We start from the raw sequence: 20296 nt of genomic DNA, 5'->3' as shown, positions 1-20296 counted from the left end.
GCGAACCGTACTCGCAAGTAGGGGTGGATGAGTAGGCCATGATTCAAACCTCTGGTCCTCATGTCCTCTTCCTCAGCTGGCGGGACACGCGGCATCCGGAGGGCGGCGGTTCGGAGGTCTTCCTCGAACGGGTCGGAGCCGAGCTGGTGGCGCGCGGCTACCGGGTGACCCTGTTCTGCCAGGCACACGCCGACGGCCCCGCCCTGGAGACGATGCCCGACGGGTTCCGCATCCTGCGTCGCGGCGGCCGGCACACGGTCTACCTGTACGCGGCCCTGGTCTACCTGGCGGGTGCCTTCGGCCTCGGTCCGCTCGCCCGTCGGCGGCTCGGCCGGCCGGACGTGATCGTCGACGTGTGCAACGGCATGCCGTTCCTCAGCCGGGTCTACGCCCGCCACCCGGTCATCGCGCTGGTCCACCACGTGCACCGTGAGCAGTGGCCGGTGGTCTTCGGCCCGTGGATGGCCCGGATCGGCTGGTGGATCGAGTCGCGGCTGGCGATCCGGGTCTACCGGACCTGCCGGTACGTCACGGTGTCCGAGTCGACGCGCACCGAGCTCGCGGGGCTCGGCGTCGACCCGGGCCGCATCGCGGTCATCCACAACGGAACGCCGGCGGTCGTCGGTTCGCCGGTGCCGCGTACCGCCCATCCGAGCCTGGTGGTGCTCGGCCGGCTCGTGCCGCACAAGCGGGTGGAGTTGGCGCTGCGCGCCACCGCGCTGCTCGCCGCGGAGCTGCCGGAGCTTGAGCTGGTGGTGGCCGGCCAGGGCTGGTGGGACGAGCCGCTGCGGCGGCTCGCCGCCGAACTCGACATCGCCGACCGCGTCCGGTTCACCGGGTTCGTCCCTGAGGAGCGCAAGCACGAGTTGCTGTGCCGCTCGTGGGTGTCTTTGGTGCCGTCGCTCAAGGAGGGCTGGGGGCTGACCATCGTGGAGGCCGGTGCCCGGGGCACCCCGTCCGTCGCGTTCCGCGCCGCCGGTGGGGTCGCCGAGGCGATGGCCGACGGGCAGACCGGCATGCTGGTCGACGACGAGTTCCAGTTCTTTGAGGCGGTCCGGGCGTTGCTGGTGGACGCGGACCGGCGCGCGGAGATGGGCACGGCTGCCGCGGCCTATGCGCGGCGCTTCACCTGGTCGGTGTCGGGGGAGGCGTTCGCCGATGTGGTCGCCGGACAGTTGCCGGCGACCACGCCGCAGCTAACGGATCAGCGGTTGCCGTAGACCTTGGTGACGGCGGTGTCGGTGGTCTCCTCGGCGACGTGGTCGGCCGACGGGCTCACCGCTCCGACCGTTGCGACGAGGCCGATGACGCCGAGCGCACCGCCGAGGACAGCAGCGACGGCGAACGTGGCCAGCTTGGCCATAGCTCTACCTCCCCGGGTTCGTGAGTGCGCGGAATATACCACGATCTTTGTCGACTGAGCAGGAGGGACAGGAGGGCGAGAACCACGATCGCCGCGGCGACCAGGTGCGCGGCGGCTGCGGGCCACCGTCGCCCGGCGGGTGGCGGCGGTGCGGCGGCCGGGTTCTCCCACAGCTCAAGGTGCGGACCGGCGAAGACCGGACGCAGCCCGGCGAGGGCCGTCGCGGGCGGCTCGTCGCCGGGTTCGCGCCGGACCAGCACCCACCGGACCCCCAGCTCGGCGAGCGGGCCGCCCGCGTCGAGAACGGCACGGACCCGCGCCGCCCGTGGGTTCTCGCCGTCGACCGTCACGTCGCCGACCCGCAGCGCGTCGTTCATCAGCACCGGGGAATCCAGGTAGCGCGGCGCGGGGTCGCGCACCACGGTGTCGTCGGCCCAGCCGTAACGCTGGTAGCCCTCGAAGGGCAGCGAGAGCACCTCGCCGGGTGTGGCGGCGACCCGCGCCGCCACCGCGTCCCAGTCGGCCGGGTAGCGCACCGGCCGGAGCTGCCCGGCCGCGCCGAAGGCCAGGTCGGGCAGGACCGCCACCGGCAGCAGCGCGGCCGCGACCAGCACGACCCGGCCCGCATTGGCGTCGAGGCGGCGGGCCAACCTGCCGGCGAGCACCTCGGCGCCGAGGGCCACCCCAAGCGCCAGCAGGACCGCGTACGGGATCAGGAACTTCTGGCCGTCGCGCAGCAGCCCGGCGCCCGGAACCGTGCCGATGAGCCGTTCCAGGACCGACGCACCGGGTCCGGTGCCCGCCGCGGCGAGCAGGAACGCGCCGGCCGCGAGCAACCCCAGCCGCCCGGCCCCGCCCGGCCACCGCCGGCGCAGTTCCCGCACACCCACCACGGCCACGGCGAGCAGCACCAGCGTCGCGGCCGGCACCAGCGGCGAGGACCGGCTGTCGGGAACGGTCTGGGCGTTCCAGATGCCGCCGGTGCCGGCCAGCGCGGTCCACGCGCCGCCCCAGTTCTCGGCCCGCGCGGCGAACGCGGCGACGCCCTGCGGGTCCGAGCGGCCGTCGGCGGCACTCGTCGCGGCGGCGACCAGCCAGGGCGCGTTGATCGCGGTGAGCGCGCCGAGGGCGGCGGCGGTCGACCGGCGCCGGCCCGGGAAGCCACCGGGCAGCAGCACGGCCACGGTGCACAGCGCGATCACGCCGCCGGTCGGGGTCACCGCGGCCGGCGCCGCCGCCAGCACCAGGCGGGCCAGCCCGCCGGGCCGGCCGGTGCGCACGTCCCGCACCGCGGCGATCAGCCAGGGCAGGGCCGCGTACGCCAGCAGGAGGCCCCACTGCCCGAGCAGCAGCCGCTCGGCGAGGTACGGCGTCCAGGCATAGGCGAACGCGCCGGCCACCCGGGTGAGCGTCCGCCCGGTCGGCATCAGCCGGGCCATGCCCAGCGCCGCCAGGTAGACGATCGCGACCAGCGCGATCCGCTGCACCAGCCAGCCCGGCGCGACGAGGTTGGTGACCGAGACCAGGGCGTCCAGCGGGACGGCGCGGGGCAGCGCGTCGGCCGGCGCGACCATCTCCCAGTTCAGCGGCTGACGGGGCACGAAGACCATGTCGTAGCGCAGCACGTAGCCGGGCAGGACCAGCGGGGCGAGCACCACGGCGGTGATCGCCGCCGCGACGGCGTGCGGCACGGCGTGCGGGATCAGCCGGTGGCGCACCGGCTACCCGACCGGCTGTGGCACCAGCGCGCCGATCTCGATCTCGTCGGTGCAGAGGGTGGCCGCCGGGTCGTCCACCGCGAGCTGGACCTCGTTGCCGCCACCGGGCACGAGCAGGAACATCGCGTTGAGCCCACGGTGCACGTCGAACGGCACCAACTCGCCGTCGCCGAGCCGGAACGTCGCGGTGGTGTCCCGGTCGCTGAGGTACCCGATCCGGACCACCTGCCAGTAGTCGACGACCGTCCCCCGCAGCGGGATCCGCGCGGTCCGGCCCCCCGCGACCTGGTAGCCGCAGCCCGGTGCCGGCCCGGGTGCCGCCTTGACGCCCTTGACCCAGGCGGGGCGGACGTGGCCGGAGGCGTCGAAGACCCAGAGCTTGCGGGCCCTGGTCACGAAGGTCGGTCCGTCGTCGAGCGGCGCGAAGAATCGCGACTGCATGTTCCACGGGTGGGACAACCCGGGGACCACGATCTCGGGTACCGGCTGGTCCATGAACACCGTTCCCGGCTCGGCGGCGGCCAGTTCGGCGCGGGCCGTGTGCAGGTAGTCGCGACTGGCCTTGGACCGCCAGTCGGTGCCGAAGTCGACGCCGCTGTAGACGCTGCTGGCGATCAGCAGGACCAGGCCGACGGCGAACGCGGTGGCGAACGGCTGGGGGTGGTTGCGGATCAGCGCGGGCTCGGCGGCACCGGCCGGTTCGGCGGGCTCCGTGGCGTCGGCGGGCTCCGTGGCGTCGGCCGGTTCGGCCCGGCGCAGGCCGCAGAGCGCCACGCCGGCGCAGAGGGCCGCGACGAGCAGCACGTCACCGAAGTAGCGCGGCACCAGGCCGGCCACGCCGCTGAACCCGGACCCGAGCCGGGTGGCGCCGATCAGCCCGGCCGCCAGCGCGGAGTAGAGCGCCAGCAGGGTCCACGCCCGGACCGCCACCGCGCGGCGCAGCCACACCGTGCCCCCGACGACCGCCGCCACGATCGCCCACGAGACCCACTGCGCGGCCTGGACCGGGGCGGCGACGGCGGGGCCGTCCGAGGCGTCGAGCCAGGTCCACGGGCCGCCCACCAGGCCGGCGGGGAGGGACTGCCCGTAGAACTGCTGGAGGAAGGCGCCGACCTCGCCCGCCGAGATCGGCGCGCGTAGCGCGGACACCGACATCGACAGGTAACCGGCCAGGTACACCACGGAGATCCCGGTGAGCACCAGCCAGGCGGGCCACCAGCGGCGGATCGTGGTCAGCACCGCCCGCAGCGGCCCGCCCGGCGCGTAGAGGCAGAGGGTCAGCAGGAAGACCGCCGCGACCACCAGCAGCGCCTTCTCGAAGAAGAGCAGGGCCACGACGACCGACGCGCCGAGCGTGACCAGGTGGCGGCGCCGGCGGGTACGGATGTAACGCACCTGGGCCCCGATGGCCACGATCATGGCCAACTGCATCGGCAGCAGGTTGACCCCCACCGCCCACCACGCGCTGACCTCCAGCGTCAGCGGGTTGAACACGAACAGGCACAGCGGCACCAGCAACGCCCAGCCCGCCGGGAGCAGGAGGCGCAGCAGGCGGTAGAAGGCGACGCTGACGGCCACCTGACCCAGCACCATGAGCGCGGCGTACGGCCAGTACTCGTACTCGGTCAGCCGGTGGGTGACCCAGGTGAGCAGCCGGGCGGCCGGCATGAGGTGGTTGTTGTAGAGCGCGAACAGGTGCCCCGGTGCCAGGCCGCCGGCGTCGGCCTGGGCGATGATCGGGAAGTCGTCGGCGGTGAGGAACCCGCGTGTGGTGATCGACGCCCGCCAGAACACGCTCGCGGTGATCAGTACGACGGCGGCGACGTGGATCGGGTCGACGCGCCGGGCGGCCGTGGTGTCGGGCGTGGCCGTGGCCGCCGGTTCGGTCATCGGGGCGGCTCCTCGCGACGGAACAGGACCATGTTGACGTAGCGCGGCCGTGGGTGGACGACCCGTCGGGCGAAGCTCTGCGCCACCCGGCCGACCGCCGCCCGCTGGTGCGCGACCAGGTCGAAGCCGGCCAGCGGCACCCAGCGGTCGTCCGGCATGACGTGCGGCCGGTAGCCCCACCCGTCAAGCAGCGCGAGCACCGGGTCGATCGGCTGGATCCGCTCCTCCAGCTCGATGAGCAGAAGCGGGCCGTCCCGCCGGATGGTGCGCTCGGCGCCGCGTAGCGCCGGCAGCTCGTGGCCCTCGACGTCGAGTTTGACGAACCGCACGTCGGTGAGGCCGAGACCGTCCACTGTGATCCGGTCGACGGTGATCGACGGGCCGTCGCCACGCTCTACCGACGAGGTGCCGATACCGGGGCCGCCGGCGGGGACGAACAGCTCGGCCCTGCCCGGCCGGTCGGAGGCCACCGCCTCGACGACCCGCACGTCCGGGTAGGCGGCGGCCACGCACCGCGCCAGCTCGGCGGCCGGTTCCACCGCCACGACCCGGTCGGCCAGCCGCCGCAGGCCGCGCGTCCACGGGCCGTACCAGGCGCCGACGTCCACAGCGGTGCCGCCGCGCGGCGCGTAGGAGGGCAGCCGGGCGAGCTCCGGTTCGACCCGCGGATAGGCGAGCCGAACGGCGGCCCCGACGGCGCGGGCCGGCAGCCTGGCGGCGAACCGCGAGCTCAGTTCCGTGGACAGCGTGCTGGCCATGGTGTGGAACCTTAGTCCCTTACCTACGGATGGGTAGACCCGAGGTTTCCTCGCCAGTAACCTGCACTGGCCGGCGGGCGATTTCCGTGCCGGGCCGGCGGAAGGATGCGGCGATGACACAGGCGGACGGTGCGGCGACGGTCGATGTCTGCGTCGTGGGCGGCTGCGGCCGGGTCGGCCTGCCGCTGGGCATCGCGCTGGCCTCCCGCGGCCTGAGCGTCGTGCTGTACGACATCGACGCCGCCGCGGTCGACCGGGTCAACTCCGGTTCGCTGCCCTTCGCCGAGGAGGGCGCCGCGGAGCCGCTGACCGAAGCGCTGGCCGCCGGCCGGTTGCGCGCGAGCACCGAGGCGACGAGCGTCGGTCTGGCCGACACCCTGGTCGTGGTCGTCGGCACCCCGGTCGACGAACACCTCAACCCCGACCTCAGCGCGGTCCCCCGGGCGTTGGAACGCTGCGCCGAGCACCTGCACGACGGGCAGCTGGTGGTCCTGCGCAGCACGGTCTACCCGGGCGTGACGGCGCTGACCGAGAAGCTGCTGGCGAGCAGGGGCCTCACGGTCGACGTGGCGTTCTGCCCGGAGCGGATCGCCGAGGGCCGGGCGATGACCGAGCTGTTCACCCTGCCGCAGATCGTCGCGGCCCGGACGCCGCGGGCCATGGAACGGGCGGAGCTGCTCTTCCGCCGGCTCACCGACTCGATCGTCGCGTTGGAGCCGGAGGAGGCCGAGCTCGCGAAGCTGTTCACCAACACCTGGCGGTACGTGAAGTTCGCGACCGCCAACCAGTTCTGGATGATGGCCAACGACTTCGGCCTCGACTTCGCCCGCATCCGGCACGCCGTCGCGTTCGACTACCCGCGCGCGGCCGACCTGCCGATGCCCGGGTTCGCCGCCGGGCCGTGCCTGCTCAAGGACACCATGCAGCTGGCCGCGTTCAACCGGAACAACTTCGTGCTCGGCCACTCGGCGATGTTGATCAACGAGGGCCTGCCGCTGTACCTGGTCTCCCGGCTGGAGGACCGGTTCGACCTCGCCACGATGACCGTCGGCATCCTGGGCATGGCGTTCAAGGGCGGCAGCGACGACTCCCGCAGCAGCCTGGCGTACAAGCTGCGCAAGATCCTCAGGCTCAAGGCGGGGGAGACCCTGTGCACCGACCCGTACGTGGCCGACGACCGGATCCTCCCGCTCGACGAGGTGCTCAGACGCGCCGACCTGCTGGTGATCGCCGCACCGCACGCCGACTACGCCGACCTCGACACCGACCAGCCGCTGATCGACATGTGGGGCCTGACCGGACGGGGCGTGCGGGTGTGACGCCCCGGGTCACGGTGGTCATCCCGGTCTACAACGAGGGCGAGGACGTCGTCCGCTGCCTCGACCGCATCCTGCGCGAGGTGCTGCTGCCGGCCGAGGTGCTCATCGTGCACGACATGCCGGAGGACACCACCGTCCCGTACGCCCGGGAGGTCGCCCGCCGCGACCCGCGGGTCCGCCCGGTGCTCAACACGTACGGGCCCGGGCCGGCCAACGCGATCCGGTTCGGCATCGACGCGGCGCGGGCACCGGTCGCCGTGGTGACGATGGCCGACGGCTGTGACGACCCACGGCAGATCGACGACCTGGCCCGGCTCGTCGACCGTGGGGTGGTGGTCGCCGCCGCGTCCCGCTACATGCCCGGCGGGCAGCAGGTCGGCGGGCCGCGTTTCAAGCGGATGGCCTCCCGGTGGGCCGGGCGCACCCTGCGGCTGCTGGCAAGGGTCGGCACCCGCGACGCGACCAACAGCTTCAAGGCGTACGACACCGACTTCGTCCGCGAGGTCGGCATCGAGTCCCGGACCGGGTTCGAGATCGGCATCGAGCTGACCGCGAAGGCGACCCGGTTGCGCCGCCCGGTCGCCGAGATCCCGACGATCTGGCTGGATCGGCAGCTCGGCGAGTCGCACTTCGACGTGGGACGGTTCCTGCCCAGCTATCTGCGCTGGTACTTTTTCGCGTTCGGCCGGCGGCTGACCGCGCAGCAGCTCGCGGCGCGGTGGGCGGCCCGGCGTCCGACGCCGGCCGCGCCCGCGCCGGACGTGACGACCGACGCCGACGTGGCGCGGTAGAGGAGGTACGGATGGCGACGGTGCTGGTCACCGGCTCGGCGGGGTTCATCGGCGGCTACCTGGTGGAGGAGCTGCTCGGCCGCGGGCACGAGGTGGTCGGGCTCGACAACCACTCGAAGTACGGCCCGGTGGCGCACAGCTACGACGACCATCCCCGCTACCGGTTCGTCGAGGGCGACGCACGCGACGCCGCGCTCCTCGCCGACCTGCTCGCCGGCTGCGACCACTTCGTCGCCGGCGCCGCGATGATCGGCGGGATCTCCTACTTCCACGCGTACGCGTACGACCTCCTCGCCACCAACGAGCGGATCATGGCGGCGTCCTGCGACGCGGCGATCGCGGCGCACCGGGCCGGCCGGCTGCGCAAGGTCACCTACATCTCGTCGTCGATGGTGTACGAGTCGACCGACCGCTGGCCGAGCCGGGAGGGCGACGAGCGGCGGATCCCGCCGCCGCTGTCCTCGTACGGCTTCCAGAAGCTGGCGGTCGAGTACTACGCGCGGGCGGCCTGGGACCAGTACCGGCTGCCGTACACGATCGTGCGGCCGTTCAACTGTGTCGGGGTCGGCGAGGGGCGTGCGCTCGGCGAGGCGGAGGTGCTCTCCGGCAACGTCAAGCTGGCGATGTCGCATGTGGTCCCCGACCTGGTACAGAAGATCGTCAAGGGGCAGGACCCGCTGCACATCCTCGGCACCGGCGAGCAGGTGCGCCACTACACCTACGGCGGCGACCTGGCGCGCGGGATCGCGGTGGCCATCGAGCACGAGGCGGCGCGCAACGAGGACTTCAACCTGTCGACCGCCGACTCGACCACGGTACTGGAGCTGGCCGAGCTGATCTGGCGCAAGATCAAGGGCCCTGACGTGCCGTTCCGGTACGTCAGCGACGAGCCGTTCGAGCACGACGTGACCAAGCGGGTGCCGGACGTCGCCAAGGCCCGCGAAGTGCTCGGCTTCACCGCGACGACCGGCCTGGACGCCATGCTCGACGAGGTGATCCCATGGGTGACCCGGGCCGTGCACGACGGCCGCCTCTGAGCCGCGCCGAGCCACCCTCCCCTCCGGCGGCTGGTGCCGTGACCATGACGACGTCCGCCCGGCGGCGGATCGGCATGTCCGGGGCGGCGGTGGCCGTGGCGGGCGCGCTGACCAACGGCCTCGGCTACCTCGTGCCCGTCCTCGGCGCCCGGCAGTTCGGCCCCGGTGACCTGGGCGCGCTGGCCACCGTCCTGGCGATCGCGGCGATCGCCGGCGTTCCCGGGGTGGGGCTGCAGATCGCGGTCGCGATCCACCGGGCCCGCACGGGCGGCGCGGCGAGCGGCCGGATCGGCTGGCTGACCGCCGCCGTCTGTGCCGGCGCCGTGGTCGTCCTGACGCCGGTCCTGAGCGCGCTGCTGGACCTTCCGCCGGCCGTGACGCTGCTGCTCGCGGTCTACACCGGCGCTGTGGTGGCGGCCGGCAGGTGGCTGGGCGAGCTGCAGGGTGACGAGCGCTTCCTGCGCCTGGCGCTCGGCATGGCGGTGCTGGCCGTCGGCCGGTACGGGGGTCTGATCGCCGGCCTGTTGCTCGGCGTCGGCCTGACCGGGTCGGTCCTGGCGGGTACGGCCGTTGCGCTGCTGGTCCCGCCGGTCCTGGCCCACCTGGCCCGTTCGCGGGTCGACGCGTCGGGCGGCCACGGCATCACCGCCCGTCAGGTCCTCACCGCCTGCTCGGCGACGCTCGCCATGCTCGTCGTCTCGTACGCCGACCTGATCCTGGCCCGTCACCTCCTGCCCGCGGACGCCTCGGGCGGGTACGCGGTCGGGGCCGTGCTCACCAAGGGGGCGCTGTGGGCGCCGCAGGTGGTCACGGTGCTGGCGCTCCCGCGCCTGGCGCAGGGCAACCGGCGGGCGCTCATGATCGCCGCCGGGCTGGTGGCCGGTTGCGGCACGTTGCTGGTGGCGGCGTCGGCGCTCGCCGGTGGGCTCGCGTTCCGGCTGGCGGGCGGCGCGGACTACGTCGGCCTCGGCCGCCACGCGCCGCTCTTCGCCGCCACCGGTGCCCTGTACGCGCTGGTGTTCGTGCTGGTCAATGCCCAGGTGGCGGCGGGCGCGCGGTGGCCGTCGGCGCCACTGTGGGCGGCGACGGCCGGCCTGGTCGTGGTTGCCGAGTGGATGGTGCCGCACACCTTTGCGGCGATCCTGTGGTGCGCGGTCGGCACGGGCGCGGTGGCGCTCACGCTCACCGCGCTCGCGACCCGCCGGGGAGGCGCGCGGCCGGTGCCGTGACCGGTGCCCCTCCGCGCCGATGCGTGCGCCGATGCCCTCCGCGCCGATGGTGTGCGCTGATGTCAGCCACGTCGCCGGGTCGCCCAGGGCGGGTCGTCGACCGAGGGCGGACCGTATGATGGGGCCAGGCCCATCCACCGGCCCTGCACTGGACCTGGTTGGGGCTGTCGACGCTGCGGTGACGGTCCTCGTGCTCGGCGATGGCAGGCCGGGTCTCGTAGGCTCCGAGAGTGGAAAGCAGCCGGGGGCGGATCATGGCCCATATGTTGGATGCGGCGGAGAACGCGTCGCCGGTCGAGGCGGTCGAGGCGGTCACCCGGGAACTCGGTGTGGCGCTGCGGGCACGTAGCGTCGCGTTCCTGATCGCGGACCTCAGCGGTCGGGCGCTGGTCCGGTTGGCCCACGTGCCGCTCGACGGTGCCAGCGGGGGCCGCCGGGACGGCGATGAGGTCGCCACGGTGATGCCCTTCGACGCCGGTCCCGCCGAGCAGGCGCTACGCACCCAGACGGTGCAGGTTGTCGCCCAGCCTGACGGGTGGACGGTGTTGACCCCGGTGACCGATCGCGGTGAGGCGATCGGCCTGCTCGAGATGATCCTGCCGGCCGAGCCCGCTCCGCAGGCGCTGGAGGAGATCGCCCGCACGGCGCACGTGCTGGCGTACGTGGTGATTGCCAACCGGCGGTACACCGACCTTTTCGAGTGGGGGCAACGCACGACCCCCTTCACCCTGTCCGGGGAGATCCAGCGCCGCCTGCTGCCCGGCTCGTTCACGTGTGAGGGCAGTGCGTTCACCCTGTCCGGCTGGCTCGAACCTGCCGCCAGCATCGGCGGGGACACCTTCGACTACAGCCTTGCCCGGGACGTGTTGCACTTCAGCGTCACCGACGCGATGGGCCACGGGGTGGCCAGCGCGCTGACGGCCACCCTGGGCGTGGGCAGCCTGCGCAACAGCCGCCGCCGCGGGGTTGGTCTGGTGGAGCAGGCCGAGGCCGCGAACACCGACGTGGCCGCACACACCGGTGTGCCCGGCAGTTACATGACCGCGGTCCTCGGCCGTCTCGACCTGCGCACCGGGGTGTGCGCGCTGCTCAACGCGGGGCACGTGCCGCCGCTGCTGGTAAGCGGCGGGGACACCCGGGCGCTGTCGCTCCCGGCGAACTTCCCCCTGGGCATGTTCGCCGAGGCCGATTACCGCGCCGGCGAGATCACGCTGCGACCCGGCGACCGTCTGGTAGTGGTCACCGATGGCATGCGGGAGCGCAACGCCGCCAACCTGGATCTACCGACCATGTTGCGGTCGATCACCAATCTGCACCCGCGCGAGGCCGTCCGGGCGTTGGCCGATGCGGTGCTCAAGGTCAGCGGACCGACTCTGGCCGATGACGCCACCCTGTTCATCCTCGACTGGCACGACGGGCACGGCGAGGACCGGCGTACCAGCGCCGGTGCCGACCAGGCGCGGGCCAGCACCGCGCTGCCCGACTGACTACCGGCCTGTCGCGTCGTCCGTGGACGGCACGCCGGCTTCGGCCGCCTGCACACTGTCATAGACCTGGATAGCTCGATTCACCGACGTGACCGTCAGGACGCTGTGCACGGCGGGCTGCGCCGCGGCGAGGCACAACCGACCGTCGAGGTCACGCAGCGCCTTGAACATCATCACCAGCGCGCCCAGCCCGCTTGAGTCCATGAATCCGACCCCGGCCAGATCCACCACCACCTGGCGGTCACCGGCGTCGACCAACCGTTGCAGACTCTCGCGCAGCTGCGGGGACGTCGCCATGTCCAGCTCGCCGTCCACCTCGAGCACGGTGCAACCCCGGCCCGGCCGGACCGACAACAGCAGACTCACAACGACCTCCCCACGCCGATGATCCTCGCTTACCCTATCCGCCGGCGGGCGAACCGCCCTCGGGCCGGGGCACGTCGAACCGACTTCTTGACCGTTTCACCTCAGCGCCCTCGGGTAGTGGTGATCGCAGCCGGAGCATCCCGCCTTAGGGTGTGACGTAGTGGTCCGGCGGGTCACGCACGGGCCGGGAGGAGCTACGCAATGCGGTTGAGTATGGCGCTGTCACTCCCGCGTCAACCGTCCTCGGTGACCCGGGCCCGCCATGTGCTCGCCACCCTGCTGAGCCTCACCGACGCCGCCGAGGACTCTCGCGGCCACCTCGCCGTGTTGATCACCGAGGCATGCGCCAACGCGGTGCTGCACGCCGACCCCGACAGCGCCGTCGACATCGCCATCGTCATCGAGGACGACGTGTGCCTGCTCAACGTCGGCAACCGCGGCAGTACCCCCGATGGCGCCGGACTCGACGCTGAGCTTCCCGCCCCGCTCACCGTCGGTGGCCGCGGACTGCCCCTGATCGCCGCGCTCTCCGACACGGCCGCCTTCGTCGCCGGGCCGCCGGACCAGGTGCTGCTACGCATCACCAAACATCTCGGTTGATGTACGAAAGCCGCGTCACCACCCTCCGTAGCTCCCCCCCCGGGGATGCGGTGGCGGGTGGCGATGGGCGGATCTCGTGGTGCGTCAGGGCGTCAGCCCTTGTGGAGTAGCGGCTGAAGGGCGTCCAGCAGCGGACCGGGGTGGATCGGGACGCCGTTGGGGTATTCCCCGGCCTCGAACTCGCCGATCTCCAGCCCGACGACGTCGAACTCGCTCATGGCGAGCGCGGCGGATCTGAGGTCGCCGAGCGTGAGGCCGCCGGGCACGAGGTAGTCGGTGGGCACGATGCCGGGCTCGAGGACGTCGCAATCGATGTGCACGTAGACCGGCCGGCCGGCGATCGCGGCCCTCAGCCTCTTCGCCAGGTCTGGGCCTACCCCGACCAGCGTGATCACGCCGTCATCGATCAAGGGCTGTTCGGCTGGGTCGATGTCGCGTACCCCGCAGAGGATCGCGTTCTCTGGTTTCAGTCCCTGTCCCAGACCGGAGTCCCACATCCCGAGCGGGCCACTGAGGGCGAGGCCTCCGAGGTAGCCGGTGGTGGTGCTCCGGGGTGTGTTGAGGTCTGCGTGCGCGTCGAACCAGACGACCACCGCATCGGGGCGGTGCCTGGCGACGACCGGGAGCGTGGCCAGGGCGACCGCGCAGCGGCTCAGCGCGGTGACGGGAAGAGCGCCGTCGCGGAACAGCTCGTCGAAGTGCTCCGACATGGCGTGGAGCGCCGGTCGGGCCAGGGCCAGTTCCTCGTCCCAGTTCGCGCACAGTGCGGGCTGGGGCGACCCGATGACGACCGGCGTCGACCCCAGGCGAGCTGCGAGTTCGGCTGCGATCATGCCCGATCCCCGCATGGCGTGGTCGTTGTGGTCGCCGGCGCGGGCCGCGAAGTGGGTAATCACCGGTTCCGAGGTGTCGGAGGCGGACACGGGTTCTCGCTTTCCCAAGAGCTGGCAGTGACGACCTGACCGTAGGAGCAGTCGAAGTGGTGACACAATGAGCAGGTAGCACGCAATCTGCTGGGTGTGCCAGCAGATTGCGCAGAGGAAGGGGGCGATCTGCGTGCTGGATGATCTCGATCACCGGCTGATCTCAGAGTTGCGTCACGACAGCCGCGCTCCGGTTGCCGTCCTGGCCCGGGTCCTGGGTGTGAACCGGTCGACGGTGACAACGAGAATCGAGCGGCTCCGCGACTCCGGGGTGATCGAGGCGTTCACGGTCCGGCTGAGCAACGACGTCGACCGGGACGCCATCCGGGGCGTCACGATGGTCAGGATCGAACCGAACCGTGGCCAGGACGTGGTGCGGGCGGTGCGGGGCTACCCCGAGGTCGAGACGCTGTTCTCCACGATCGGGGCCTGGGACCTGGTCCTACAGTTGCGCGCCGCCTCCCTGTCGGAGTTGGATCTCGCACTGGAGAGAATCCGTGGACTCGCGGGGGTCCTGGACACGCAGACGAGCCTGCTGTTCAACTCGCTGACGGGTGGCGGCTCAGCCGCTGGGGCAGACCGCCCGGCGGCGACTGCCGCGGGCGCGGTCAGCCGCGTAGGCGCAGGCCGCGCGGAGTCGCCCGGAAGCCGGCGGCGGTGAGCGCGTCGCGCAGCGGGGACGCGGAGATCGCCTCCCCATCGGCCCGCTCCACCGACATCGCGCCGAGCGCGCCGGAGTGCACCGCGTCGGCCAGGGCCTTGCCGGCCGCCGCGAGGGCGTCCGGGTCGTCGGCGAAGGAGAGGATCGTCCGGCCGCCGCGCTCGACGTAGAGCACCAGGTCGCCGCCGACCAGCACGACCAGCGCGCCCGCCTTGCGGCCGGCCCGGTGCCCGGTGGCCGGGGCCGCCCCGTCGCCGGAGTCGACCACGCGCTCGGGCCAGGGCAGCGCCGCGCCGTACGGATTGGCGGGGTCGGTGGCGGCCAGCACCAGGGCCGCGCCGCCCCGGCCCCGGCCAGGCCCGGCCGGGTCGGCGAGGGCGCGAATCCGCTCCACCGCCCCGGGCACCGCGAACTGGGCCGCGCCCAGCCCCTCCACGAAGTACCCCCGCCGCGCCGCGCCGCGCTCCTCCAGCGCCGACAGCACCGGGTACACGGCCGCGAAGCCGCCGGTGACCTGCTCGGCGACGACCGCGCCCCGGGTCACCACGCCGTGCCGCTCCAGCAGCACGTCGGCCAGGGCGGCGGCCCGCCGGGTGGGGTCCAGGTCCCGTTCCGGCAGGCGGGACCAGCGGCCGGCGACGGTGGGCGGGCCGGTGCGGCTGGGCAGCGCGACCCGACCGGGGCGGCGGTACCGGGTGCGCGGGGCGGTCGGCCGGGACCGGTGCGCCCCACCGCCGCCGAGCGCCGCCCGCAGCGGGGCGAGGGTGTCGTTGGTGAGGTGCCCGGCCCAGACCAGGTCCCAGAGCGCGGCGGTCAGCGTGGTGTCGTCGGTGGACTCCACCCGGTCGGACAGCGACCGGAAGAACAGCGCCTGCCCGTCGGCGAGCGCGTCCAGCACGGCGTCGTGCAGCGGGGTACGGGTCAACGCGTCGTCGGGCGGGGGGAGCAGCAGCGGCGCGGAGTCGGCATACGCGAGGGTGACCCAGCCGTCGCCGCCGGAGATCGCCCCGGCCCCGGCCCAGACCACCTCGCCGCCGGCGCACAGCTCGTCGAGCTGGGCGGGGGAGTAGTCGGCGACCCGGCCGGGCAGCACCAGGCGTTCCAGCGCGGACGCCGGCACCACCGCGCCCTGCAACTGCTCGACGGCGGCGGCCAGCGCCTCCACCCCCCGCGCCGACGCCCCGACCTGCTGCCAGCGGGGCAGGAACGCGGCGAGGGCCCGCGGCGGCACCGGCTCGATCTCCCGGCGCAGCGCGGCCAGGGACCGGCGGCGCAGCAGCCGCAGCACCTCGGCGTCGCACCACTGGGTGCCCACGCTGTCGGGGGCGAACTCGCCGGACACCACCCGCCCGGTCGCGGCGAGCCGGCGCAGCGCCTGTTCCACCACGAACACCCCGAGCCCGAACCGGGCCGCGCAGGTGGCCGCGGCGAACGGGCCGTGGGTGCGGGCGTACCGGGCGACGAGGTCGCCGAGCGGGTCGGCCACCGGGGCGAGGTAAGCCTCGGCCACCCCGACCGGCAGCGCCACGCCCAGCGCGTCGCGCAGCCGGGCGGCGTCCTCGACGATCACCCAGCGGTCCTCGCCGGCGATGCGCAACCGCAGGACCCGGCGGGCCGCCGCCAGCTCGGTGAGCCAGTCGACCGGGGCGCCGCGTTCGGCCAGCTCCGCCTCGGACAGGTCGCCGAGGGTGCGCAGCAGCTCGACGGCGTCCTCGGCGTCGCGGGGGCGGCGCTGCTCGGTGCGCCAGCGCAACTGCCGCTCGGTCTCGGCGAGCACCGCCGGGTCGAGCAGCTCCCGCAGGTCGACCCGGCCGAGCAGCTCGCCGAGCAGCGCCGAGTCCAGCGCCAGGGCGGCGGCCCGCCGCTCGGCGAGGGGGGCGTCGCCCTCGTAGAGGAACGCGCCGACGTACCCGAAAAGAAGCGACCGGGCGAACGGCGACGGCTGGGTCGTCTCCACCTCCACCAGGCGGACCTTGCGGGCGGCGAGGTCGCGCATCAGCCCGGCCAGCGCCGGCTGGTCGAAAACGTCCTGGAGGCACTCCCGGGCGGCCTCCAGGGTGACCGGGAAGTCGGCGTACTCGCGGGCAACGTCGAGGAGTTGGGCGGCGCGTTGGCGCTGCTGCCACAGCGGCTGCCGGCGGCGCGGGTCGCGGCGGGGCAGCAGCAGCGACCGGGCCGCGCACTCGCGGAACCGGGACGCGAACAGCGCGGATGTGCCGACCGACTCCTCGACGAGCTGGGTGATCTCGTCGGGCTCGAAGACCACCACGTCGGCCCCGGGCGGCTCCTCGGCGGTGTCCGGCAGCCTCACCACGATCCCGTCGTCGGACGGCATGACCTGGGCGTCGACGCCGTAGCGCTCGGCCAGCCGGCGGCCGATCGCCAGCGCCCAGGGGCCGTTGACCCGGGCCCCGAGCACCGAGTGCACGGCGAGCCGCCAGTCGCCCAGCTCGTCGCGGAACCGCTCGACCAGCACCGTCCGGTCGTCCGGCAGGGACCGGGTGGCGGCCTGCTGCTCCCGCAGGTACGCCATCAGGTTGCCGGCGGCCCAGTCGTCCAGCCCTCCGGCGCGCAGCGCGGCCACCGCCGCCTCGTCGCCCTGGCGCAGCAGGACGCGCACCCGGGCGCCGATGGCCCGGCCCAGCTCCACGGGGCGGCCGAGCTGGTCGCCCTTCCAGAACGGCATCCGCGCGGCCTGGCCGGGGGCGGGCGACACCAGCACCCGGTCGGGGGTGATCTCCTCGATCCGCCACGAGGACGAGCCGAGCAGGAACACGTCGCCGATGCGCGACTCGTAGACCATCTCCTCGTCCAGCTCGCCCACCCGGGCGGCCCGCTCCGCACCGGCGAGGAAGACCCCGAACAGGCCCCGGTCGGGGATGGTGCCGCCGCTGGTGACGGCGAGCCGCTGCGCGCCGGGCCGGCCGGTGAGCACGTCGGCGGCCCGGTCCCAGACCAGCCGGGGCCGCAGCTCCGCGAACGCGGTCGACGGGTACCGGCCGGAGAGCATGTCCAGCACGGCGTGCAGCGCGGAGTCGGGCAGCTCGGCGAAGGGCGCGGCCCGGCGGACCAGGACGGCGAGGTCGCCGACCCGCCACGGTTCGAGGGCGACCATCGCGACGATCTGCTGGGCCAGCACGTCGAGGGGGTTGCGCGGGTGGTGCAGCTCCTCGATCGCGCCGTCGGCCATCCGCCCGGCGACCACCGCGCAGGACAGCAGGTCGCCCCGGTGCTTCGGGAAGACCACGCCCCGGGAGACCGCGCCGACCTGGTGCCCGGCCCGGCCGACGCGTTGCAGGCCGGCGGCGACGCTGGGCGGGGCCTCGATCTGCACCACCAGGTCCACCGCGCCCATGTCGATTCCCAGCTCCAGGCTGGAGGTGGCCACCACGGCGGGGAGCTGCCCGGATTTGAGCGCCTCCTCGATGTGCTTGCGCTCCTCCCGGGAGACGCTGCCGTGGTGGGCGCGGGCGATCACCGGGGCCGCCCCGGCCGCCGCGCCGGACTGGGCCATCACCTCGGCCGGTGGCCGGCCGCCGGAACCGGTGGGGGCGGCTCCGGCTGCGGCGGGTCCGGCGGGGGCGGCGGCCAGCTCCTCGGCGGCCAGCTCGTTGAGCCGGGCGCAGAGCCGCTCGGCGCTGCGCCGGGAGTTGGTGAAGACGATCGTCGAGCGGTGCGCCCGGACGAGGGAGAAGACCCGCTCCTCCACGGCCGGCCAGATGGAGGCCCGGCGCGGGCCGGGGCCGCCCAGATCGTCGGGGGGCTGTTCCCGCTCGTCGAGGCGGGTCATGTCCTCCACCGGGACCTGGACGCTCACCTCGATGGTCTTGGCGCTGGGCGGCTGCACCACGTCGACCGGGCGGGCCCCGCCGAGGAACCGGGCGCAGGCGTCGACCGGCCGGACGGTGGCGGACAGGCCGATCCGCTGGGCGGGGGCGGGCAGCAGCTCGTCGAGGCGCTCCAGGGAGAGCGCGAGGTGTGCGCCGCGCTTGGTCCCGGCGACCGCGTGCACCTCGTCGAGGATGACCGTCTGCACGCCGCGCAGCGAGTCCCGCGCGGCGGAGGTGAGCAGCAGGAACAGCGACTCGGGGGTGGTGATGAGGATGTCCGGCGGGGTGCGGGCGAAGGCCCGCCGCTCGTCGGCGGGGGTGTCCCCGGTGCGCATCCCCACGGTGATCTCCGGCGGGGCCACGCCCAGCCGGGTGGCGGCCTGCCGGATGCCGGCGAGGGGGGCGCGCAGGTTGCGTTCGACGTCGACGGCGAGCGCCTTGAGCGGGCTGACGTAGAGCACCCGGCAGCGCTGCCGGGCCTCGGCCGGCGGCGGTGATCCGGCGAGTCGGTCCAGCGACCAGAGGAACGCCGCGAGGGTCTTGCCGGAGCCGGTGGGCGCGACGACCAGGGCATTTCGGCCCGCCGCCACGGAACGCCAGGCACCGACCTGGGCGGCGGTGGGTGCGGCGAAGGCCGCGGCGAACCACTCCCGGGTCGCCGCCCCGAACCCCGCCAGCACCCGCGCCGCGTCCGCCGCGCCCGGCCCGGCCGTCACCTCTGCCACGCCCCCATCCTGCCCCGGGGGTGGGACATCCAGGCCGCCCGGAGAGACGGCCCACGTCCAACCCAGTCCGGGTGGCTGTTCGACTGCGGCGATATGCGCGTAGAAAGTGCGTTTTCTTCCGTTAAGTCTTACTTAACTGCTTGCTTGTGCAGCGCAACCTAAAGTAACTTCACCCCAACGCTAGGGTGAGGAGAGCGGATGGCTGTCGAGGAACGAGGCGCCGGGTTCGGCGCCGACGTGCTCATTCGCAAGGTCGACAGCCATCTTGCCGCACTCCGCGCCGGCCTGCACGGCCCCGAGCTGGAGCTGGCCGAGCGGCTCGCGAGCTGCCTGCGGGAGCTGGTCCGGCAGACCGCCCAGTCCAGCGCGGCCGACCGGGGGCAGGTCCGCGCCGCCGTGCACTACTTCGTCCTGCGTCGGGAGAGCCGCGGTCGGCTGCTTTCCGTACGCTCCCTCGCCGCCGCCCAGCGCGTGGTCAACAAGGTGGTGCTCCTGCTCGGCCGCCCCGACCTGCTGGTGGAGACCCGCCGCGATCCGCTGTTGGAGGACGGCCCCCGCCTGCGGTTCGAGACCCGCCCCGAGCCCCGACCGCACGATTGTGCGAACCGGTGAACTCTTCGGAAAGGCTTCAGTGCGTGGCGGCGTCGGTGAGGATCGTTTCGAGCCTTGTCCGGCATTCGGTGACAAAGGCGGGCCAGGTGTTCCAGTAGTAGGCGATTCCGCTGATGCCAACGGCAATGGCCCATGCCCGAGCACGTGTCCAGGTGAGATCGTCGAGGTTCGCGGCGTTCCAGTAGGCCTGTCGCGCTGGATGCGGCAGGTCCCAGATAGCGGCGTGCTCGGCAGCGGGGAAGCCGACGGAGAGACCCCCAAAATCGATGACGGCGTGCAGCCGGCCCTTTGCTACCAGGAGGTTGGAGGGCCTGAGGTCCCCGTGAAGCCACACGTGGGGGCCCGACGGCTCAGGCAGCCTGATTGCGGCACGCCAGAGCTGTTCCAACGTTTCGACATCGAGTCCGGTGTCAATGGTGGTCCGGCATTCCTCGAAACAGGTGCTGATCCACTCGTCGCAGGCATTCAGGCTGCCTCCGCGGTACCAGCTCAGTTCACCAGCGCGAGCTGCACCCATGAGGTCGATGTTGTGCAGCTCGTGGACGAACGTCGCCAGCTCGGTTCCGAAAGCGGCCCAGTCCCGGACGGTACTCGGCTCAACTTCGGCCCCGTCGATCCAGCCGTAGATCGACCAGGGCAACGGGAACTCGGGGGCTGGCGTGCCGGCGGCGACCGGCTCCGGGATCCGATACGTCAGAAGTGGCCCCAGCCGTGGGAGCCACGTCCGCTCCTTGTTCAGGGACCGAGCCTTGTCGGCTGTTCGCGGAAGCCGGACGAGTAGATCGTTTCCCAGCCGATACATGGTGTTGTCCGTGCCGGCACCTGCCGGCGACAGTGACAGCGAAGCCCAGTCGGGGTGCTGAATCTGCAGAAGTGACCTGACGACTTCCTCGTCGACCGGGATCTCGTTCTCGTGGAGCTTCACGCCACAGATCCTTCCGTCGGAGGAGACACAAGACCAGCCGATTCTCGGCAGAGTCTTCTGGT

16 protein-coding genes are annotated in these 20296 nt (G+C 73.3%); 9 read left to right on the top strand and 7 right to left on the bottom strand.

The genetic code is table 11. The features are described from left to right. The first annotated feature begins 38 nt into the window (after window positions 1-38). Window positions 39-1220 (top strand): glycosyltransferase family 4 protein, encoded by a 1182-nt coding sequence (locus ABT023_RS14325; RefSeq protein WP_350885338.1) that lies wholly within the window; start codon window positions 39-41, stop codon window positions 1218-1220. A gap of 55 nt (window positions 1221-1275) precedes the next feature. Here ABT023_RS14325 and ABT023_RS14320 read toward each other — a convergent pair whose 3' ends face one another. The 3 genes from ABT023_RS14320 to ABT023_RS14310 are packed head-to-tail and all read right to left on the bottom strand — an operon-like array spanning window position 1276 to window position 5729. After that, window positions 1276-3081: an MmpA family trehalose lipid delivery protein gene (locus ABT023_RS14320; protein ID WP_350885336.1), complete on the bottom strand. Its 1806-nt coding sequence runs from the start codon at window positions 3079-3081 to the stop codon at window positions 1276-1278. A 3-nt stretch (window positions 3082-3084) separates the two neighbouring features. Continuing rightward, window positions 3085-4971, bottom strand: coding sequence for a hypothetical protein (locus tag ABT023_RS14315; RefSeq protein WP_350885334.1), 1887 nt, complete (start codon window positions 4969-4971; stop codon window positions 3085-3087). Next, entirely contained in the window at window positions 4968-5729 is a 762-nt protein-coding gene (locus ABT023_RS14310; RefSeq protein ID WP_350885332.1) for an FkbM family methyltransferase, read from the bottom strand. The genes ABT023_RS14315 and ABT023_RS14310 overlap by 4 nt, the downstream gene beginning before the upstream one ends. Window positions 5730-5842: 113 nt before the next feature. On the opposite strand from ABT023_RS14310, the gene ABT023_RS14305 reads away from it, so the two are divergent. The 5 genes from ABT023_RS14305 to ABT023_RS14285 all read left to right on the top strand — a co-directional run bounded on the left by ABT023_RS14305 (window position 5843) and on the right by ABT023_RS14285 (window position 11592). After that, window positions 5843-7048, top strand: a complete 1206-nt coding sequence (locus tag ABT023_RS14305) for a nucleotide sugar dehydrogenase (RefSeq protein WP_350885330.1) — start codon at window positions 5843-5845, stop codon at window positions 7046-7048. Continuing rightward, complete coding sequence (locus ABT023_RS14300) at window positions 7045-7839, top strand: glycosyltransferase family 2 protein (RefSeq protein WP_350885328.1); 795 nt, start codon at window positions 7045-7047, stop codon at window positions 7837-7839. The genes ABT023_RS14305 and ABT023_RS14300 overlap by 4 nt, the downstream gene beginning before the upstream one ends. A gap of 11 nt (window positions 7840-7850) precedes the next feature. Further along, the gene (locus tag ABT023_RS14295) at window positions 7851-8876 is read left to right on the top strand and encodes an NAD-dependent epimerase/dehydratase family protein (RefSeq protein WP_350885326.1); all 1026 of its coding nucleotides are present in this window, start codon (window positions 7851-7853) and stop codon (window positions 8874-8876) included. Between the two features lie 44 nt (window positions 8877-8920). Continuing rightward, the gene (locus ABT023_RS14290) at window positions 8921-10105 is read left to right on the top strand and encodes a polysaccharide biosynthesis protein (protein ID WP_350885324.1); all 1185 of its coding nucleotides are present in this window, start codon (window positions 8921-8923) and stop codon (window positions 10103-10105) included. 230 nt (window positions 10106-10335) lie between these two features. Then, entirely contained in the window at window positions 10336-11592 is a 1257-nt protein-coding gene (locus ABT023_RS14285; protein WP_350885322.1) for a PP2C family protein-serine/threonine phosphatase, read from the top strand. On the opposite strand, the gene ABT023_RS14280 is transcribed toward ABT023_RS14285, so the two are convergent. Beyond that, window positions 11593-11958: an STAS domain-containing protein gene (locus ABT023_RS14280; protein ID WP_350885320.1), complete on the bottom strand. Its 366-nt coding sequence runs from the start codon at window positions 11956-11958 to the stop codon at window positions 11593-11595. Between the two features lie 201 nt (window positions 11959-12159). On the opposite strand from ABT023_RS14280, the gene ABT023_RS14275 reads away from it, so the two are divergent. Then, complete coding sequence (locus tag ABT023_RS14275; protein ID WP_350885318.1) at window positions 12160-12558, top strand: ATP-binding protein; 399 nt, start codon at window positions 12160-12162, stop codon at window positions 12556-12558. A 92-nt stretch (window positions 12559-12650) separates the two neighbouring features. Here the strand turns inward: ABT023_RS14275 and ABT023_RS14270 are convergent, their stop codons facing one another. After that, window positions 12651-13481, bottom strand: coding sequence for an arginase family protein (locus ABT023_RS14270; protein WP_350885316.1), 831 nt, complete (start codon window positions 13479-13481; stop codon window positions 12651-12653). Between the two features lie 94 nt (window positions 13482-13575). Here ABT023_RS14270 and ABT023_RS14265 point away from each other — a divergent pair, with 94 nt between their 5' ends. Next, window positions 13576-14142, top strand: a complete 567-nt coding sequence (locus ABT023_RS14265) for an Lrp/AsnC family transcriptional regulator (protein WP_350885314.1) — start codon at window positions 13576-13578, stop codon at window positions 14140-14142. On the opposite strand, the gene ABT023_RS14260 is transcribed toward ABT023_RS14265, so the two are convergent. Beyond that, window positions 14090-18697 (bottom strand): ATP-dependent helicase, encoded by a 4608-nt coding sequence (locus ABT023_RS14260; RefSeq protein WP_350885313.1) that lies wholly within the window; start codon window positions 18695-18697, stop codon window positions 14090-14092. The genes ABT023_RS14265 and ABT023_RS14260 overlap by 53 nt on opposite strands. Window positions 18698-18895: 198 nt before the next feature. Between ABT023_RS14260 and ABT023_RS14255 the strand changes: the two genes are divergently transcribed. After that, window positions 18896-19309: a hypothetical protein gene (locus tag ABT023_RS14255; protein ID WP_350885311.1), complete on the top strand. Its 414-nt coding sequence runs from the start codon at window positions 18896-18898 to the stop codon at window positions 19307-19309. 16 nt (window positions 19310-19325) lie between these two features. Here the strand turns inward: ABT023_RS14255 and ABT023_RS14250 are convergent, their stop codons facing one another. Continuing rightward, window positions 19326-20234 (bottom strand): aminoglycoside phosphotransferase family protein, encoded by a 909-nt coding sequence (locus tag ABT023_RS14250; RefSeq protein ID WP_350885309.1) that lies wholly within the window; start codon window positions 20232-20234, stop codon window positions 19326-19328. Window positions 20235-20296: the final 62 nt, after the last annotated feature.

The sequence above is a fragment of the Micromonospora sp. NPDC002296 genome, from assembly GCF_040296145.1.
In the GTDB taxonomy this organism is placed as follows: Bacteria; Actinomycetota; Actinomycetes; order Mycobacteriales; family Micromonosporaceae; genus Micromonospora.
The sequence above is the reverse complement of the archived record's forward strand: the minus strand, read 5'-3'. Positions and strand labels throughout refer to the sequence as shown.

Bases quoted from the DNA above. Each gene is read 5' to 3' on its own strand.
- ABT023_RS14275 (WP_350885318.1), top strand. From the start codon at position 12,160: ATGCGGTTGAGTATGGCGCTGTCACTCCCGCGTCAACCGTCCTCGGTG.
- ABT023_RS14315 (WP_350885334.1), bottom strand. From the start codon at position 4,971: ATGACCGAACCGGCGGCCACGGCCACGCCCGACACCACGGCCGCCCGG.
- ABT023_RS14290 (WP_350885324.1), top strand. From the start codon at position 8,921: ATGACGACGTCCGCCCGGCGGCGGATCGGCATGTCCGGGGCGGCGGTG.
- ABT023_RS14325 (WP_350885338.1), top strand. From the start codon at position 39: ATGATTCAAACCTCTGGTCCTCATGTCCTCTTCCTCAGCTGGCGGGAC.
- ABT023_RS14255 (WP_350885311.1), top strand. From the start codon at position 18,896: ATGGCTGTCGAGGAACGAGGCGCCGGGTTCGGCGCCGACGTGCTCATT.
- ABT023_RS14305 (WP_350885330.1), top strand. From the start codon at position 5,843: ATGACACAGGCGGACGGTGCGGCGACGGTCGATGTCTGCGTCGTGGGC.
- ABT023_RS14310 (WP_350885332.1), bottom strand. From the start codon at position 5,729: ATGGCCAGCACGCTGTCCACGGAACTGAGCTCGCGGTTCGCCGCCAGG.
- ABT023_RS14295 (WP_350885326.1), top strand. From the start codon at position 7,851: ATGGCGACGGTGCTGGTCACCGGCTCGGCGGGGTTCATCGGCGGCTAC.